We start from the raw sequence: 17,406 nt of genomic DNA, 5'->3' as shown, positions 1-17,406 counted from the left end.
GTGGTCGTCCTTCTGGTGTGGTCGTCGGTGATCAGATGTAGGAGCGCTGCTCGAATACGGGTGGCCGCTTTTCCTGCAGCGCGGCGAGCCCCTCTTTGGCTTCGGGGCCGGTGAAGCCGAGGATTCCGAAGGCCAGTGACGCCTCGAACGACGGCCAGGCGGCCCGAATCCAGTTGTTGAGAGCAAGTTTGGTGAATCGGATCGCGCTTGGCGCCCCTTGGGACAGGCGGATCGCGATCTCGAGAGCGCGAGCATCGACCTCATCGTCGTCCACGCAGAACGACACCAATCCGATGCGCTCGGCTTCCTCGCCGGTAATTGCGTCGCTGGTCATGAGGTAGTACTTGGCCTTGGCCATGCCGCACAGCAGCGGCCAGAGTGCGACGGCGTGGTCGTCGGCGGCAACGCCGAGGGTGGTATGTCCGTCGACGAGTTTCGCTGTTCGTCCCGCGACAGTGACGTCGGCGAGTAGTGCTGCGGCCAAGCCGCCTCCGGCGGCGGGGCCGCTGATCGCGGAGACGATCGGTTTGGTGCAGTCGAGCATGTTCTGCACCAGTGCGCGGCCTTCCTTCCACATTTGGCAGCGGAAGTCGTAGTCGTCGATGATCCGCTGGACCATGTCGAAGTCGCCGCCGGCGGAGAAAGCGCGTCCTTCGCCTGCCAGCAAGACCGCCGAGACGGTCGGGTCCTCGTCGATCCGGCGCCAGATGGATCCGAGGTCCTTGTGCATCTGGAAGTCCAGCGAGTTCATCTTGCCGCGGGAGAGCAGGACACGCAGCACATGAGGAGCGGGCCGGTCCAGTTTCAGGCTTTCGTAGTTGGGATAGACAACCGGCGGTGTTTCCGGGGCCGTCGTGGTGTTGTTGGGGGTGGACATCAGGCGGTTCCTCCGACGTATTCGATGGGTGCGCCGGTACCGAATTCACGGCGCAGAGCCTCTTTTTGGATCTTTCCGTACACGGCGCGCGGCAAGTTGTCTCGGAATATCACCGCACTGACCCGTTGATACTTCGCGAGTTGGTCGTTGCCCCAGACCCGCAGTTCCTCGTCGGTGATCACGGCACCGGCGCGGGGAATGGCGATCAGGATCGGGGTCTCTCCCCACTTGGGATCCGGTTTGGCGATCGCCGCGACCTCGAGGACGTCGGGATGGCGCATGAACACCTGCTCGATGTCCACGGCGAAGATGTTGATGCCGCCGGATTTGATCATGTCCTTCTCGCGCCCGGAGACGTAGAGGAAGCCGTCTGCGTCGACGTGACCCACGTCGCCGGTGCGCATGAAGGAACGACCGTCCGGCGCGTACCAGGTCGCCGCTTCGGTCAGCTCCGGGTTGTTGTAGTAGCCCTTCATCATGCCGATGGAGCGGGCGACGATTTCTCCGGTCTCACCGACGGGCAGTTCGGTACCGTCGCCGCCGACGATACGTACCTCCTCGAGCATGATCGGCTTGCCGACCGACGTCCGTTTCCCTCGGGCCGCGTCCTCCGGGATACGCAGGTAGGCAAAGCCTTCCGAGAACCCGTAGACCTCGTAGATGCCGGCGTTCTCGAAGGCGCGGTCGATGGCGTTGTAGGTCTTCTCGGCGATCGGCTGCCCGGAAGTGACCAGGCATTGCATCGAACTGACATCGAAGTCGCTCAGGTGCGGATCCTCGAGCAGCGCGATGTACTGGGTGGGCACGAGGAAGGCGTGTGTTCCCCGTTCCCGTTCGACCGCCGCGAGGAAGGCGTTCGAGGTGAACTTCTCCAAGATCACGATCTTCCCTCCCCGGTACATCGTGGGGATCATCGTGATCCAGGTACCCGACGCATAGGGCGGAGTGGCCAGGATGGCGGTCGAGTACCGATCGATGCGCAGCCCCATGCCGAAGCCGTAGGGATACATCATCCGGCTGAGATGAGTGTGTTCGATGCCCTTCGGCATCCCGGTGGTTCCGGAGGTGTAAAGGATCGTGATGGTGTCCTGCGGCTTGATCTTCACCGGCGGCGCCTCAGGTGAAGCGCCCTCGATCAGGGGCCGGATATCGGACCATCCCGTCCCGGTCTCCCCGAACGTGAAGAACCGATCTGCGGGAATGTTGGTCAGCGTCGAGCGAACGGAATCGATCTGGGCCGCGGTCTGCGAATCGACGAAAATGATTTCGGCATCGGAATCGTTGAGCAGACGGGCCAGGGAGTCGCCGTCGAGCAACACGTTGAGCGGAACGGTCACGCACCCGGCCTTCGCGCTACCCCAGAACGCGATGAAGGTGTCGATCGAGGCGGGCATCAGGAGTGCGACTTTGTCGCCCTTGTCCAGTCCCAGCTCCCGGAGGGTGTTGGCGAACCGATTGGTCGCCTCGTCGACCTCGCGCCAGGTCATCCGGGTGTCACCGCACACCAACGCAGTCTGATCTGTGAAGACGCGACCGTTGTGGCTGATCACGTCCGGACACATCAGGGGGAAGTCGTACTCGAGGGTCATGGGGTGCTCTCCTGTGCGGTGGTAGCGCTTCATGCGGATTGGGAGGTCGGTGCGTGTTGTGCCCTGCGGTCGTGACACATGCACCGGGTGCGGGAGTCACACTGTGGTGGTAGCCACACTAGGGAACGAAGGCGAAATTCTTTGGACTAGTCACCTCTGACCTTTGTGCACAAGTCCAAAATCCGGTTGCCGGTCGGCCGGCACCCGGGTCGTGGGCTCTGATCGGCACACCGGTGATCAGAGGAAGGCCCACCCGCGCTCACCGCGGGCACAGGACTCGTAGGCGTCCGGTTCCAGTGGTTGCAAGATTCCCGTGGTGGTGCGGTCCTCACAAATGATTCGGCAATGGTGCTCATTGAGACCGCTCAGTTTCGAACGCACCGAGGCCTCCCGGACATCGAATTCGTCGCCCTCCACCATCGGCTCGCCGACGTATTCGCCGTGGTGGAGGCCTGTTTCCGGGCTCCCGCCGTAGAGGCCGCACTTCATGTACGCGGTCTGGAAACCCAACCGTTCGAAGTGCACCTGCCGCTGCTCGCCGGTGTCGAAGGTGTAGTCGATCACGCCCTCGGTGAAGATCTTGGTGTCTTCCTCGAACCGGAGTCGGCGTTCGACGTTGACCACCCTTCCCGCTCCCGGGCGGGGATCACCGAAGTCGTAGAGGACGGTGCGACCCCAGATCGCGAAGTCGTCGAACCAGATCCAGTTCCCGCCCTTCCAGCCGGCCTTCACCGTGCGGCCCGGATGCATTCCGGGTCCGCCGACACCGCGCCCGATACCCCAATGCCGATCCCGGGTCCCGCGGGCGGCACCTTTCGGCCATTCGACCCGGACGTCGCCGATCTGCACCCACCCGGTCACATCCCCGAAACCCTCGAAACCCGCGGTCACGTGCTTCTGCGAACCCGTGGGGGTGGCTGATTTGAGAGATCCGTAGGCGGCGCTGTAGACCTGCCGCCTGCGGTCGACCCAGTCCAGCTCGTAGGAGATGTCCCAGTCATTGGGTGCGAGTACATGCCGCCATCGTCGAAGCCCCTCGACGATAGACGGCCGGATCGGACCGACTTCCAGGTCCATGCGGTCGACGCCGAGCGGACGAAACGCCCGGACGGAGCGGTGAATGCCGCGATAATTGACGATCGCGTACGCCTCCGCCAAGTCGAGGTTCGGGTAGAAGGTCCCCCCCGCGGCGATCAGCAGATCACCCACCTCGTCATGGAAGACATTCCAGTACCGCTCGTAGAACCGGGGGTCCGAGGACCAGGCCACCCTGATCGGATCCGGGGTCTGATGAATGAGGTGATCATCGAGTGGCGCCAGGGGAAACTGCTCGTCTAGGTGCTCCACGGGATCAGCTCAGCTTCACTGGAAGTCGGGTGGGGCCACGGGTGACCATCGAGTTGCTCCACGCGATCTCCTCGACCGGCTCACTGATCCGGTAGTCCGGGAAGCGCCGCACGATCTCGGTCAAAGCGATCTGCGCCTCGAGCCGGGCGACGGGGGCTCCGAGGCAGAAGTGTGCACCCTTGGAGAACGCAACGTGGGCGTTCGGGCGACGCTGAAGATCGAGTTCGTCGGGTCGATCGAACACGGCAGGGTCACGGTTGGCGGCAGCAAGGATCGCGAAAATGCGGTCGCCCTCGGCCAGGTGCTGTCCACCGAGTTCGGTGTCCTCGGCAACGATCCGGGCTGTCGAGAGCACCGGACCGTCGTAGCGTAGGAATTCCTCGATCGCCCCGGGTGTCACCTTGGCCGGATCGGCGCGCAATTCAGCCAGCGTTTCCGGGTGCTCCTGCAACGCCAGCAGGGCATTGCCGATCAAGTGCGCGGTGGTCTCCTGGGCGCCGTTGCCGATCATCATCATCGAGGCGACCAGTTCGTCCTCGGTCAGTGTCTCGCCGTCGATTTCGCTGGTGATCATGCGGGTGAGCACATCATCCTGCGGCGCCGCCTTCCGGTCCGCGATCAACCCGCGGAACAGTTCCGCCATCGCCAACGCGCCGTGGCGGGCGCGGCCGTACTTGTTCTCCACCGAGCGTGCACTGCCGATGAACAACATCATCTCGTCCGACCACTGTTTGACCTCCGGCAGCCGCTCCCGAGGGACGCCGAGCAGGTCCATCACGACATATCCGGGCAGCTGCAGGCCGAAGTCGGTGTAGAAGTCGAACGACTCGTGCTTCGGGAGACCGTCGAGCAACTCGGTGGTGATTTCCTGGATCGGCTCGCGCAGAGTCTTGGTCATGTTCGGGTTGATCACCTCCGCCAAATGGCGGCGCAGCCGGGTATGGTTCGGCGGGTCCTGGAACACCATCCAGATCGACAACCACCGCATGACGTCGGCGGCGGAGGCCTGATCTTTTTCCTTGAGCCGATCGAAGACCGGCACCAGGCGGTTCGCCGAGAACACCGTCGGTGTCGTGAGCACCGTCTGAACGGACGCCGCGTCCACCGCCAACCAGGCTGACAGCTCCGCGCTCCAGTGCACGGGCGCCTCGGCCCGCATCCGCGCGAACGTGTCATACGGGTTGCGAAGGGTCGCAGGATCCGTCGGGTCGAATTTAATAGTCGAAGTAGGCACTGTTTTCTCCAGATCATGTGGCTGGGGCCACCACCTCTGCCCGCGGCTGGGACGTGGCCGGCTCGTGTTTCGAGCATCACACGGATGAGTGCGGAGCCGGTGCGGCCAGCGTCGAAAACTTTGGACATCGGCACAAATAGTCATCGACCCTGGTGGAGGACGAGATCCAGGCTCGGATGGCCGGAGAGTCGAGGACGGCAGGCGCGCTGCGAGGGTTCTCCTCGCCCTGCAGTCCTTCCGGTACGCAGGCCCGACGACAAAGGTGTCCTCGTCTAGTTGGATAAGGGCACAAAAATTCGTCTCGTGGGCGGCACGGTAAACGAGAGCGTTATGAGACTGTCGTCACATGAGCCTTCCAATCAAACGCGTGGTCACCGGTATCGATTCCAATGGCAAGTCGGTCGCCTACGAAGCGGCGGATGTTGAACCCGTCGAGTTGGCGATGATGCCCGGCGCCCAGTTCTTCGCGATCTGGGGCACCGAGGGAGCCCTCGAGAGTCCGGTCGTCTCCCCGCAACCGGCCAACAAGACCTTCTTCCCCGGCCCGGGGGGCACCCGGTTCGGGTTGCTCCGTTTCCCTCCCGAGTCCGCGGCAGAGCCGGACGCCCCCGCTCCCACGGAAGAGGAGATTTCCGAGTGGGCCGCGGAGGCCGAAACAAAGCTTCCCGGCCTGGTCGGAGTCTTCGAGCCCGACGCCCCGGGTATGCACCAGACCACGACGGTCGACTACTCCATCGTCGTCGAAGGTGAGCTCTACCTCGAACTCGACGACGGCGCCGAGGTGCACCTTCCCACCGGGGCGACGATCGTTCAAAACGGCGCACGCCACGCCTGGCGCAATCGAAGCGACCAGCCGGCGACCCTCGCCTACGTGATCCTCGACGTCGACAAGTAGGAGTCGGCTGGACCTCACATTGCCGCCGAGACAGATCCTCACCGCCCGGGCATCCCGGGATACCTAGGAGATGGTTGTGCCTACCAACCCTTACAAGTCGCTCGATCTGACGGATAAATCGCTGATCGTCACCGGCGCCGGCAGCGGTATCGGCCGCGCCAGTGCACAGCTGTTCGCTGCGCGCGGTGCAAATGTGATGGTCGCCGACATCAATGAGCAGAACGCGAAAGAGACCGCAGAGCAGATCAAATCCGGCGGCGGCCGGGTCGAATACCTGCGCATCGACGTCTCCGTCGAAGAAGAGGTCGAGGCCCTGGTGCACACCACGGTCGAGAAATTCGGTGGCCTGCACGGCGCGTTCAACAACGCCGGAATCGGGCCACAGTCACCGCTTCACGAGACCAGTGCGGAAGACTGGTACCGCACCCTCGGCATCAATCTGACCGGTGTCTTCTTCTGCCTCAAGCATGAAATCGGATACCTGCTACAGCACGGCGGCGGGTCGATCGTCAACACCGCATCCCTGGCCGGATACAAGGCAGTTCCCGGGATGCCGGCGTACGTGTCGAGCAAACACGGCGTCGTCGGACTCACCCGCGCCGCCTCACTCGACTACGCATCCCAAGGCATTCGGGTCAACGTCATCTTGCCCGGCACCATCGCCACGCCGATGCTCGACTCGGTGCTGCACGATCCGGTGCTGGCGAAGTCATTGGCAGAGGGTCAACCGATCGGACATGTCGGGAACTCGATCGACATCGCCGAGCAGGCTGCCTGGCTACTCTCCGACGCCTCCGCCTTCTCGACGGGTTCACTGTTCTTCGTCGACGGCGGCAGCAGCGGTGTCTGACCGGCTTCCTCACTTATACGAGTCCAGGACATCGTGGTGGTTGCTTGTGGGACTGTCCAATTCTGCCAAGCGGCCGCCGAGGTGACCGCGCCAATGCCCTGCTACACAGGGAACATCGGCATCACCTTCGGTGAATTCCTCGAGGATCGGTTCGCTGCCACCACCTTTCGCGCCACCGGTGTCGTACCAGCTGGTGCCGAGAAGCGGGCCCCCGCCCGCCAGGGCGTCGAGTCCTCGAGCCGGTCGGTGCCCAGGAAATCGCCTACGCCGGGGCGCCGACCGCTTCCATCCGCAACGAAAGAAGTTCACTCATGACCAACGCGGTAATCGTCGATGCCGTGCGCCTCGCCTCCGGCAAGGGCAAGCCGGGTGGTGCCCTGTCCGGCACCCACCCCGTCGACCTGCTCGCCCACGTGCTGCGCGCCGTGGTCGACCGCAACAACCTCGACCCGGTTCTGGTCGACGATGTCATCGGCGGCTGCGTCTCCCAGGTCGGGGAACAGGCGCTGAACATCTCCCGCACTGCGCTGCTGTCGGCCGGATTCCCGGAGTCGGTGCCCGCGACGACCGTCGACCGCCAGTGCGGCTCGAGCCAACAGGCCGCGCATTTCGCGGCGCAAGGCATCATCGCCGGCGCGTACGACATCGTCATCGCCTGCGGGGTGGAATCGATGAGCCGCATCCCGTTGGGTGCCGCGTCGATCGGTCAGGACACTTCCGGCCCGGGCATCGCCGCCCGCTACCGGCAGGGCCTGGTCCATCAGGGCATCTCCGCCGAGCTGATCGCGGCCAAGTGGAAGTTCGACCGTGAGGCCCTCGATGCGTTCTCGGCCGAATCCCACCGCCGGGCCGCCGCCGCGGCCGCGGCCGGATTCTTCGACGGTGAGATCGTGCCCATCGCGGTACCCAACGCCAACGGCAGCGTCATCGAACACACCGTCGATGAGACGGTGCGCGCCGCGACCACCGCCGAGGGCTTGTCCGGACTCAGGCCGTCGTTCCGCACGGACGGGTACGCCGCCCGGTTCCCCGAGGCGCAGTGGCTGATCACCCCGGGCAATTCGTCGCCGCTGACCGACGGGGCGTCGGCGGTGCTGATCATGAGCGAGCAGGCCGCGGCCAAGCTGGGCCTGACTCCGCGGGCGCGGTTCCATTCCTTCGCCGTCGCGGGCGACGACCCGCTGTTCATGCTCACCGCCCCGATTCCGGCCACCCGCAAGGTGGTGGCCAGGTCGGGGCTGGGCATCGACGACATCGACGCCTTCGAGGTCAACGAGGCCTTCGCGCCGGTGCCGTTGATGTGGGCGCACGAGTTCGGTGCCGATCCGGCCCGGATGAACCCCCGAGGCGGCGCGATCGCCCTCGGGCACGCCCTCGGCTCGTCCGGCACCCGGTTGCTGACCACGCTGGTCAACCACCTCGAGGTCACCGGTGGCCGCTACGGCCTGCAGACCATGTGTGAGGGCGCCGGCCTGGCCAACGCCACCATCATCGAACGCCTCTGAAACGAAAAGTCGGAACAACAATGCAGCGCACCTTCTTCGAAGAAGACCACCAGGCGTACCGGGAGACGGTGCGCGAATTCCTCGCCCGCGAGGTCGAACCGCACTACGAGCGGTGGGAGACCGAACGGCTCATCGACCGCTCCGCCTGGCTCGCCGCCGGCAAGTCCGGGATCGTCGGCCTCGCCATACCAGAGGCCTACGGCGGTTCCGGCGTGACCGACTACCGATTCCGTAACGTGGTCGCCGAAGAGATCGCCCGCACCGGCACCACATCCTTCGGCGCGGGTATGAGCCTGCAGGACGACGTCGCACTTCCGTACATCATCGATCTGGGCACCGACGACCAGAAGCAGCGCTGGCTGCCCGGCATGGCGGCCGGCGAACTCATCGGCGCCATCGCCATGACCGAACCCGGCACCGGATCGGACCTGCAAGGAATCAAGACCACCGCCGTCCGCGACGGTGACGACTGGATCCTCACCGGACAGAAAACCTTCATCACCAACGGCATCCACTCCGACGTGGTGATCGTCGTCGCCCGCACCGACCCCAGCGCCCGCGCCCGCGGCTTCTCCCTGCTCGTCGTCGAACGCGACATGCCTGGCTTTACCCGAGGACGCAAGCTGCACAAGGTCGGCCTGGCCGGCCAGGACACCGCCGAACTGTCCTTCGACCAGGTGCGCGTACCAGGATCGAACCTGCTCGGCACCGAAGGCCGCGGCTTCCTCTACCTGATGGAGCACCTTCCCCTCGAACGGACCTCCATCGCCGTCACCTCGATCACCGGCGCCCGCGCCGCGTACGAATGGACCAAGAACTACGTGTTCGAGCGCAGCGCGTTCGGCGCACCGATCGGCGACCTGCAGAACACTCGCTTCGCTCTCGCCGAGATGCTCACCGAAATCGAAGTCACCCAATCGCACATCGACCGGTGCGTCCTGGCCCTCAACGCCGGGGAGCTGACCGCCGTCGACGCCGCCAAGGCCAAATGGTGGGCCAGCGAACTGCAAAAGCGTGTCGTCGATCGGTGCGTGCAACTGCACGGCGGCTACGGCTACATGCTGGAATACCCCATCGGCCGCGCCTACGTCGACACCCGCGTCCACACCATCTACGGCGGCACCACCGAAATCATGAAGGAAATCATCGGCCGCGACATCGCCGCCGACATGTCCGCACCTGCGTAACCCGAACACCGGACAACAGCTCCGTGACCGGGCTCGTCCCAATCCAAGGAAGACGTGCCCGGCGGGCCAGTTCACGTGAACTGATCCAGCAACACCACGGGCGACCAAGTAACCAACTGCCGGGCGCTGTTTTGATGCGGCCACCCGGCGTAACGCGAAACTGAGGTGAAACGTATGGCCAAGCCCGTACTTCTCGTGCACGGTGCCTTCACCGGAGCATGGGCATGGGACAAAGTGATCGCCGAACTGGAACAGCGCGGGATACGGGTAAATACCGTGGATCTTCCGAGCCGCGGTCCGGACGGAACGCTCGAGCGAGATGCCCAGGCAGTCCGCGACTCGCTGAAGGTTTTCGATGAGCCGGCCGTCTTGGTGGGCCATTCGTACGGCGGTGCCGTGATTACCCGTGCCTCCGCGGACAACGACGGCGTGGCACATCTCGTCTACGTCTGTGCCGCTCTGCCCCAGACCGGCGAATCCGTAAGCGACCTCCTTGGCCGCGACCCGGAGCCACAGGGCGATCTCGGTGTAGCGCTCGAACCGCGGGAGGACGGCACCGCCACGCTCGAGCGCGAGGCAGCACGGGAAACCATGTTCAACGACGCCCCAGACGAGCAAGTCGCCCACGTATTGGACAAGATGGGCCCACACGCGCTCGGCACGCTCGGCGAGACCGCCACTGGGCTCGGCTGGCAGCAACACCCCGCCACCTACGTGATCACGCTCCAGGACAAGATGTTCTCCGTCGCCTTGCAGCACGAGTTCGCGAGCCACGTCGACACTGTCGTCAAGGTGGACGCGGGACACGGACCGATGTTCACCAAACCGGTCGAGATCGCCGAGGCGATCGCCGCAGCGGCGAGCTGACCCTGTCCAAAAGTGCCGGGCCGGAACGAATTCCGCCCGGTCCGGCGACGCGTAGTCAGCCGATCTAGAGGAAGCCCCTGGCCCTTTTCGCGGGGACACGCCTCGTACTCGACGGGTCGATGGTCTGGCCGAAGGCCGTCCAGCGGGGTGCCTGTCCGATACTGGCGGGCGCGTCGTCTCAACAGCACCGTGGCGTGCCATCGAGTCACCCCCGGCGCGTCTGAAGGGGGACAGCGACGACGTCGAAGCAGCGGCCGGGCGCTCGGTGTCGATCTAGGCGAGCGGGCGGGTGGTCTGCCTCGGTGCCGCTGTGCGCGGGCCCTCCCGACTCAGTTTCGGGTCACGTCCAGCGGCGGCGCAGCTCTCCGCCGATCGCGACTGCCCGTCGGCGACATCTCTACCGAGCCGGGCTGTTGAGGTGGGTGAAGAATCGCGAAGACCCGGCGTGTTGGGGGAACTGACGTTCAAGCGCATTGGGGATGGTGTGGGCCGGCCTGAGTTCGACTGGCGAGGTGTGCGCATCGATCTCGGCGGTGGGAGACGACAGAAGCCACGAATCAGCCCGATCGGGATGCGCAGCAGGTGCTGAGCTGGCCGGGCGAGCACCCGTTCGACGCGGCATCAGGATTGCGCTCGGTCGACGAAGCTGGTGCGGCTCGGCTCCTGCTGGATCGCCTGCGGGGGGAGGCCCCACATCCCGAGATGCGCTCGGATTGCTGGTCCGGACCGTCGGGTCATGGCCGAGCAGTTTGCTCGAGGCCCCTGGAGTCGTTCCTCATGTGGGGCGGGAAGCGTGCGCTGACCGTGCCGGCGAGCTCGGCGTTCATGCGAACACGGTGCGTGAGCGTTTTCGGCGGCGTCGCCGGCTCGCTTGCCGATCACGACCCGGCGATCGCGACTACATGACGGCCCGGACGGCGTTCCCCGTCCGTGGCTCGGGCGAACCGCTACTGGGCCGGCTCGAGGCCGTTCCGGCCACCGGCTGACGGTTCGTCGAGGATGCCCGTCTCGTCGATCTCAAGCTCTGCGAGCACTTGACGCGTTTGGTCGCTTCCCCGCGCGGTGGTGCCCAGCGGCCGAAGCGCCGTTCGGCTGAACCGGGGCGCCGGCGAGGGAAGGAGATCGTCGCCGGCTCGGGTGAAGACCCCACGTTCCCGGTTGTGCGGATGGTCCGCGGCCTCCGCCCCCGTCAACACCGGCGAGATGCAGGCACCAGCGGCCTCCGCGTGCTCGGACCACTCGGATTGCGTGCGCTGGGCGAAAGCGGCCCCGAGTCGTTCACGCCACCAGGGCCAGGTGGCACGATCCCACCGATCCGGCCCGTCTCCAATGTCGAGCAGCGCCAGTAGGAACTTCCAGTACCGCTCCTCCACGGCTCCGACCGCGACAAGGCGGCCGTCAGATGCTGGGTATACGTCGTAGAACGGGGCGCCGGAATCGTTGAGGTTCGAACCCCGGTCTTCGTTCCACCGTCCCTCGTTGCGCATCTCGTGACTCATGGTGCTGAGCAGCGCGTGGCCCTCGAGCATCGACGTGTCGACCACCTGTCCCATACCTGACGCGCGGGCCTCCAACACGGCAGCCGTCACCCCTAGCGTGAGCAACATTGCGCCACCGCCGTCGGCGAGCAAGTTCATCGGTGGTGCCGGCAGGGTGCCGGCGCGTCCCAGGTGGGCGAGTACGCCGGAGACGGCTAGGAAGTTGATGTCGTGGCCGGGCTGGTTCGCCAAGGGCCCGGTCTGCCCCCAACCGGTGATGCGTCCGTAGACCAGCCGGGGATTTGCGGCCATACAGTCAGCGGGTCCCACACCGAGGCTCTCGGCGACTTCGGGTAAGAAACCCTCGATGACGGCATCGACCCGGCTCGCGATCGCGAGCACGACCCGCCGCCCCGCATGGGTGCGCAGATCGAGACTCACTCTCCGCCTGCCGCGCCCGAGCCCGGCGTCTCCTAACGGCGTGATGTCATCGGCGGGCCGAGGGCGGCAGATGCTGATCACCTCGGCGCCGAGATCGGCTAGCAGCATTCCGCTGAAGCGCACCGGACCTCGGCCCCCGAGCTCGAGCACCCGCAGTCCATGCAGGGGTCCCACGTTGCATCCATTCCCGTACGGATTATCGCGCTTCGAGGGTCCGCTCGCGCTACTGCACGAGCGGACCCTCAAATGTCAGCTAGGCAAGAACGGGCGCGGCATCAAGCACATAGCTCGAGAACCCGCCCTCGACCTCCTGATTCACGGCTGTGACGTAGTTGCCCAAGCCGCCCAGATAGCACAAGGTGCTCGGCTTCTTTCCGGGCACGTTCGCGCCCAGGAACCACGGCCGATCGCCCAGGCCCTGCTCGAGCAGCGTCGCCTTGAGGACCATGTCGCACTGGTCCGACCAGGCCTCGACCCCCTCCGGAGTGGCCTCGACACGGGTGGCCTTCTCGGCTAGGGCGCGTTCGAGGATCTTTTCGATGAGATCGACCTGCGTCTCGATGACCGGTGGGTGGCTGGCGAAAGGCGCCTGAGGTCCCAGGATCGTGAACAGGTTCGGGAAGCCGGCCGCCGACAGACCGAGCAGCATCTTGGCCCCATCTGCCCACTGCTCCGCGATCGTGCGACCTCCGACTCCGCGGATGTCCAGGTTGGACAGGGGGCCGGTGATGGCGTCGAACCCTGTTGCGTAGATGATCACGTCCAGCTCGTACTCGGCGCCGCTCGCAGTACGTAGGCCGGTCGGCGTGATCTCGTGGATCGGATCCTCGCGCACACTCACCAGGGACACGTTCGGACGGTTGTACGTCTCGTAGTAGAAAGTTCCCAGCGGTGGGCGCTTGCCACCGATCGGGTGGGTCGTGGGGCAGAGCAGCTCGGCTGTGTGCGGGTCCTTCACAATGGTCCGGATCTTGCGGCGGACGAACTCCGCAGCCGTATCGTTGACGCGCTGGTCTACCAGCAGGTCGTCGACGGTCTCGAAGATGAACCGGAAACCGCCGGCCTCCCAACCCGCCTCGAAGACCTTCTCCAGCTCCTCGTCGCTGAGCTCGGAACCAAGCCGCTCCGGGGATTCCATCGGGAAGCCGAAGACGTGCTTGAACGCCTTGTCCCAGACAGTCTCGTAGTCGCGACTGAGCTCGGCCTTCTGCTCGGGCGACAACGCATGATTGCGGGTGGGCACCACGAAGTTGGGGGTGCGCTGGAAGACCGTCAGATTCTCGGCGACGTGCGCGACACTCTGGATGACCTGGACTCCGGTAGCCCCGGTACCGATGACGCCGACCCGCTTGCCGGCCAGGTCGACCGGCTCGTGGGGCCACTGGGACGTCGAATAGAACTCGCCCTGGAAGGAGTCCGCTCCGGGGAAGGGCGGCTTGAAGGCGACACCCAGCCACCCGAGGCCCGTGATCAACCAGCGGCAGCTGACCTCGAGGCCGTCCTCGGTGACCACGGTCCAACGGTTCGTGTTCTCGTCGAAGGTTGCGCCCGTGACACGCGTGGAGAACCGGATGTGCTTGCGCATGTCGTGCTTGTCGGCGACATGGCGAAGGTAGTCGAGCGTGTCGGGCTGCGCGGAGAAACGCTCACGGAAGTCCCATTCCTCCCAGCCCTCACGGTCGAAGGAAAAACAGTAGGCCCAGCTTTCGGTGTCGGTCCGTGCCCCGGGGTACCGGTTCCAGTACCAGGTTCCGCCGACGTCGGTACCGGCCTCGAACACTTGCATGGACAGCCCGAGCTTGCGCAGGGCGTGGATGGTGCGCAGGCCGGCGAAGCCTGCGCCGATGACGACGGCGTCCACGTCGGACAGGGTCTGCAATGGCATAACGGGTGGTCCCTTCGATCTTTCAGGTTTTGTGTTACTGGTGCGCCAGCTTCGGCGGTCGACCTAGATCGACGAACTGCGTCGAGGATCAGGTGGGCAAGGTGTGGCCGGCACGCTGCCGTGGTTGCCAGCCGGGCCGGACTCGTCCTGGACGCAGCCGCCCACCGGAAAGCGCATGCCGTCGGTGGTGACGCCAGTGATGACTCGCTGGAGGGGAACAGTCATGACGCAACTGTGACACGCATCTCAGAACCGGTCATCCTCGTGCCCACCACAAGTTTGTGCACTAATACAGAAGCGGTCCGAACAGCGCCTCCGCTGGAATTCCCGCGGTGATTAGTGCGGGTCTGGATTGAATTACGGTTCGACTGCGGAGAAGGCGACTCCTCTGCCGGCACGCGACCCGCGGCCCCGGCGCCCGCCGGTGTTGTCGGCCAGGTTGAGCGGGGGCTGAGGGTTGACCTCGACAGAAGATCTTCCTGGCCGGTGCCGTCGACCTCACCTCGACGACGGCACCGCCCGCCAGCCGCGTCACGGGGCTCGACCATCAGGTGACCTAAGCGGCGGCTTCCACCAACACTTCGGGCAGCGGTCTGCATCACGGGGAGTACGACGGCCCCGAGCGGGTCGAGTCGGACTGGTTTGCCGTGACGGATCCGGATGTCGAGGCTCAGCTCGGGGAGGGAACGAGCACTACGACCGGGTCGTCAAAGGGAGCCCGCACCACCACTGGCATCCTGCAGCCCCTGCAACCCGACACACGCGTCACCTGCATCGACCGGCAGTTGGGCTGGTGACTGTGGGACGACCACTGCACCCTCTTTGTATGTATACACAGAAATGCAGCGTCGGAATCATGGCCTGCGAACCCTGGGGAGACTCGCCGCCGAGGCAGACACCGCCGCGGCCCGGCTAGAACAATCATCGGGCCAGCTCGGACTTCGACCCGGCTACCTACGGAGGGAGCTGGAAAGTTGAGAGTCCACGACTTCTCCCTGATGTGTCCAAACCTCATCAAACACGCTCACCAGCCACAACAGGTCCACTTCGAGCCGACTCTCGTACAGCACTTTGGTGCGCCCGTCGAATCGGCGGACGGTGAATCAATCGATTGGATTAAGAGTTGCTATTCCACGTCCGCGTCGTCGGCCTCGTCGGCCTCGTCGGCCTCAATCTGATCGCTGGTTTCGGTGGGGTGATCTGTCATGGGTAGGGCGGATGTCGGGGGGAGCAGGCCATTCATCCGCAGAATGAGGAGTGCGAGCTGCGCAGTCAGCTGGGCGTGTGCATCGGTGGCGACGTCGAGGCCGGTCAGCTGCTCGATCCTGGCGGTGCGATAGCGGATGGTGTTGGCGTGTACCCCCAGAAGTCGTGCGGCGCGTCGAACGCTCCACCCGGCATCCAAGAAGACGCTGAGCGTGGTCAACAACTCTCGGGTTTTGGCGCTGTCCGACGCGAGGAGCGGGCCAAGTGCGTCATGCGCGTAGCGCAAGGCATCAGTCGGGTCGGTGGAGGACAAGAGCAGACGGCCGGCGCCCAGTTCGTCCACTGTGAGGAATTGAGTGCCGGGAATGCCTAAATGGTGGTGCATGCAGGACAGGACCTGACGGGCCTCGTTAAAGGCGCGGGTGTCCTCACCCGGGGCGTAGGCCACGGTGGAAATGGCAACGTTCAGAGCGTCCTCGGAGGCGATTCCGGTGACGGCTGCACGGACTCGATCTTTGGCCCAGGCGACGCCGCGGCGGTGATCGGCACTCTCGGGAAGCTCGAGAATCAGGGCAATGTCGTTCCCGGATGGCGCAGCCATGACCGCCGAGGGTGATTCACGATCGGTGAGCCGTTTTGCCAGCATCTGAGGTGAGATTTGCAGGGGCGCGTCCTTCTGCCGCGCGGCAACCAGACATACGACGCGCGGAACGTCCAGACGCAGGCCCAACACCTCGGCCCGCTCCTCGAGGGCCGCGAGCGACTCATCGCCACGTAACAGACTTCCCGTGAATGCCTCGATTGTGTGCCATTGAACGGTGCCGGCGCGTCGCTCACCGGATCTTTCCAGCGCGATGTTCAGTGCGGCGCGGCGAACCACGGCCTCGTCGAGCGGGCTCAATCGACGACCGTGCTCGGCTACAACGACATAGCCCCAGCAATCCCCATCGAGCATGACGGCGCAGAGGAGGAGACGGTGATGCAATCCAAGCCAGGGGAGGGGTTGGATCACCGTGGGCGTTCCGGGCTTCAATTGGGCGAGCGATTCCCTGACCGCTGGAGCCTCGCGAATATCCTTGTCCAACAATTTCGGGGTGAAGTTCTGCGCGGACTGGGCAGGAGAGGACAACACGCGTCGGCGGAATGCGTTGTCGTAGATCGCGCACGGTTTGCCCAGAAGGCGGGCGACCGTGTCACCAATCTCCCTTAGGCTCGACCCTCGAAGCACTATCTCGGTCAACTGCTCTTCCAGGCTGGCGGCTTGCCGCAGCTGTTCGATCTGAGTGGCTACCGTGGACAGACTCGAGCGCAGTCGAGTAGTTAACTGTGTCTGCCGGATCGCCGTGGCCCCCAGGTCCGCGAACGCGACAGCGAGTTCCTGGTCCGCGGCGCTGAACTCGACAGGGGTGTTTTCGCTGTCGAGGTAGACGACCCCGATGACTTCATCGTGAAGGACCATCGGAACACCGAGGACGGATTGGGCGTTCCATCGGCGCATCGCGGATTTGATCGGTCGCGGGTCAGATAAGGTGTTCGATAGGGCCACCGGTCGGCGAGTCGAGAGGATCTCCCGGGTGAAACTGTCCTGCATCGTGCCGCTGACCAGCTGTTTGACTTGAGCGTCGATGTTGGTCGGGGCATGCGCCGCCCGACCATGCAGAAGCCCGGTTTCCTTATCCACCAGATGAATGCTGCACCGGTCGGCACCGGTCAATAGGCACAGCTTCTCGGCGATAACATGCAATACGACATCGAGATCGCGGCCCTCGGCCAACGCCTCGGCCACCTCACGAAACGCGGTGCACGCCCGGATGTCGGCGCGGTAGGAACCTTGTGCCGTGCCAGCTGATTTACATTTATCAGGCAAGGGGGCTGCAGTGCTCACACGAATCTCCGTTGATCTGGGTCACGCCTGGAGGCAACCCGTAATGTGAAGCCTGCCACATGACCCATGTAGCGCCATGCTCGCGATGAGAAACCCTGATGTCAAATCTCCGCGCGGCTTCATCCAGGATGCCCGCATAGCGGCGTGTCTGTCACGTCGG

At 64.8% G+C, this 17,406-nt stretch carries 13 protein-coding genes; 5 read left to right on the top strand and 8 right to left on the bottom strand.

What is annotated here, in order from left to right:
- Positions 1 to 31 precede the first annotated feature (31 nt).
- The 4 genes from ACH49N_RS23575 to ACH49N_RS23560 form a co-directional block, all read right to left on the bottom strand.
- On the bottom strand, positions 32 to 877 hold the full coding sequence (locus ACH49N_RS23575) for an enoyl-CoA hydratase/isomerase family protein (protein WP_012687147.1): 846 nt from the start codon (positions 875 to 877) through the stop codon (positions 32 to 34).
- A complete protein-coding gene (locus ACH49N_RS23570; RefSeq protein ID WP_012687148.1) occupies positions 877 to 2,466 on the bottom strand; it encodes a class I adenylate-forming enzyme family protein in 1,590 nt (529 codons plus the stop codon). Before ACH49N_RS23570 ends, ACH49N_RS23575 begins: the two co-directional genes overlap by 1 nt.
- Positions 2,467 to 2,703: 237 nt before the next feature.
- Positions 2,704 to 3,813, bottom strand: a complete 1,110-nt coding sequence (locus ACH49N_RS23565; RefSeq protein ID WP_012687149.1) for a hypothetical protein — start codon at positions 3,811 to 3,813, stop codon at positions 2,704 to 2,706.
- Positions 3,814 to 3,817: 4 nt separating this feature from the next.
- Positions 3,818 to 5,047: a cytochrome P450 gene (locus tag ACH49N_RS23560; protein ID WP_012687150.1), complete on the bottom strand. Its 1,230-nt coding sequence runs from the start codon at positions 5,045 to 5,047 to the stop codon at positions 3,818 to 3,820.
- A gap of 346 nt (positions 5,048 to 5,393) precedes the next feature.
- Here ACH49N_RS23560 and ACH49N_RS23555 point away from each other — a divergent pair, with 346 nt between their 5' ends.
- From ACH49N_RS23555 to ACH49N_RS23535, 5 genes are all read left to right on the top strand, one after another.
- Complete coding sequence (locus ACH49N_RS23555) at positions 5,394 to 5,942, top strand: cupin domain-containing protein (RefSeq protein ID WP_012687151.1); 549 nt, start codon at positions 5,394 to 5,396, stop codon at positions 5,940 to 5,942.
- Positions 5,943 to 6,018: 76 nt separating this feature from the next.
- Positions 6,019 to 6,792 carry an SDR family NAD(P)-dependent oxidoreductase gene (locus tag ACH49N_RS23550; RefSeq protein ID WP_012687152.1) on the top strand — a complete coding sequence of 258 codons (774 nt, stop codon included), beginning with the start codon at positions 6,019 to 6,021 and terminating at the stop codon, positions 6,790 to 6,792.
- Positions 6,793 to 7,103: 311 nt separating this feature from the next.
- Complete coding sequence (locus ACH49N_RS23545; protein ID WP_012687154.1) at positions 7,104 to 8,297, top strand: acetyl-CoA C-acyltransferase; 1,194 nt, start codon at positions 7,104 to 7,106, stop codon at positions 8,295 to 8,297.
- A gap of 20 nt (positions 8,298 to 8,317) precedes the next feature.
- The gene (locus ACH49N_RS23540; protein WP_012687155.1) at positions 8,318 to 9,484 is read left to right on the top strand and encodes an acyl-CoA dehydrogenase family protein; all 1,167 of its coding nucleotides are present in this window, start codon (positions 8,318 to 8,320) and stop codon (positions 9,482 to 9,484) included.
- Between the two features lie 174 nt (positions 9,485 to 9,658).
- Positions 9,659 to 10,351, top strand: coding sequence for an alpha/beta hydrolase (locus ACH49N_RS23535; RefSeq protein ID WP_012687156.1), 693 nt, complete (start codon positions 9,659 to 9,661; stop codon positions 10,349 to 10,351).
- A gap of 947 nt (positions 10,352 to 11,298) precedes the next feature.
- Here the strand turns inward: ACH49N_RS23535 and ACH49N_RS23530 are convergent.
- The 4 genes from ACH49N_RS23530 to ACH49N_RS23515 form a co-directional block, all read right to left on the bottom strand.
- A complete protein-coding gene (locus tag ACH49N_RS23530) occupies positions 11,299 to 12,444 on the bottom strand; it encodes a CaiB/BaiF CoA-transferase family protein (RefSeq protein ID WP_012687157.1) in 1,146 nt (381 codons plus the stop codon).
- Positions 12,445 to 12,523: 79 nt separating this feature from the next.
- Positions 12,524 to 14,155, bottom strand: coding sequence for an NAD(P)/FAD-dependent oxidoreductase (locus ACH49N_RS23525; RefSeq protein WP_012687158.1), 1,632 nt, complete (start codon positions 14,153 to 14,155; stop codon positions 12,524 to 12,526).
- A 63-nt stretch (positions 14,156 to 14,218) separates the two neighbouring features.
- Positions 14,219 to 14,380 carry a hypothetical protein gene (locus ACH49N_RS23520; RefSeq protein WP_012687159.1) on the bottom strand — a complete coding sequence of 54 codons (162 nt, stop codon included), beginning with the start codon at positions 14,378 to 14,380 and terminating at the stop codon, positions 14,219 to 14,221.
- 901 nt (positions 14,381 to 15,281) lie between these two features.
- A complete protein-coding gene (locus ACH49N_RS23515) occupies positions 15,282 to 17,246 on the bottom strand; it encodes a GAF domain-containing protein (protein ID WP_012687160.1) in 1,965 nt (654 codons plus the stop codon).
- Between the last annotated feature and the right edge of the window lie 160 nt (positions 17,247 to 17,406).

It is taken from the genome of Rhodococcus sp. NPDC019647, from assembly GCF_044389235.1.
GTDB classification, from domain to species: Bacteria; Actinomycetota; Actinomycetes; order Mycobacteriales; family Mycobacteriaceae; genus Rhodococcus_F; species Rhodococcus_F oxybenzonivorans.
The sequence above is the reverse complement of the archived record's forward strand: the minus strand, read 5'-3'. Positions and strand labels throughout refer to the sequence as shown.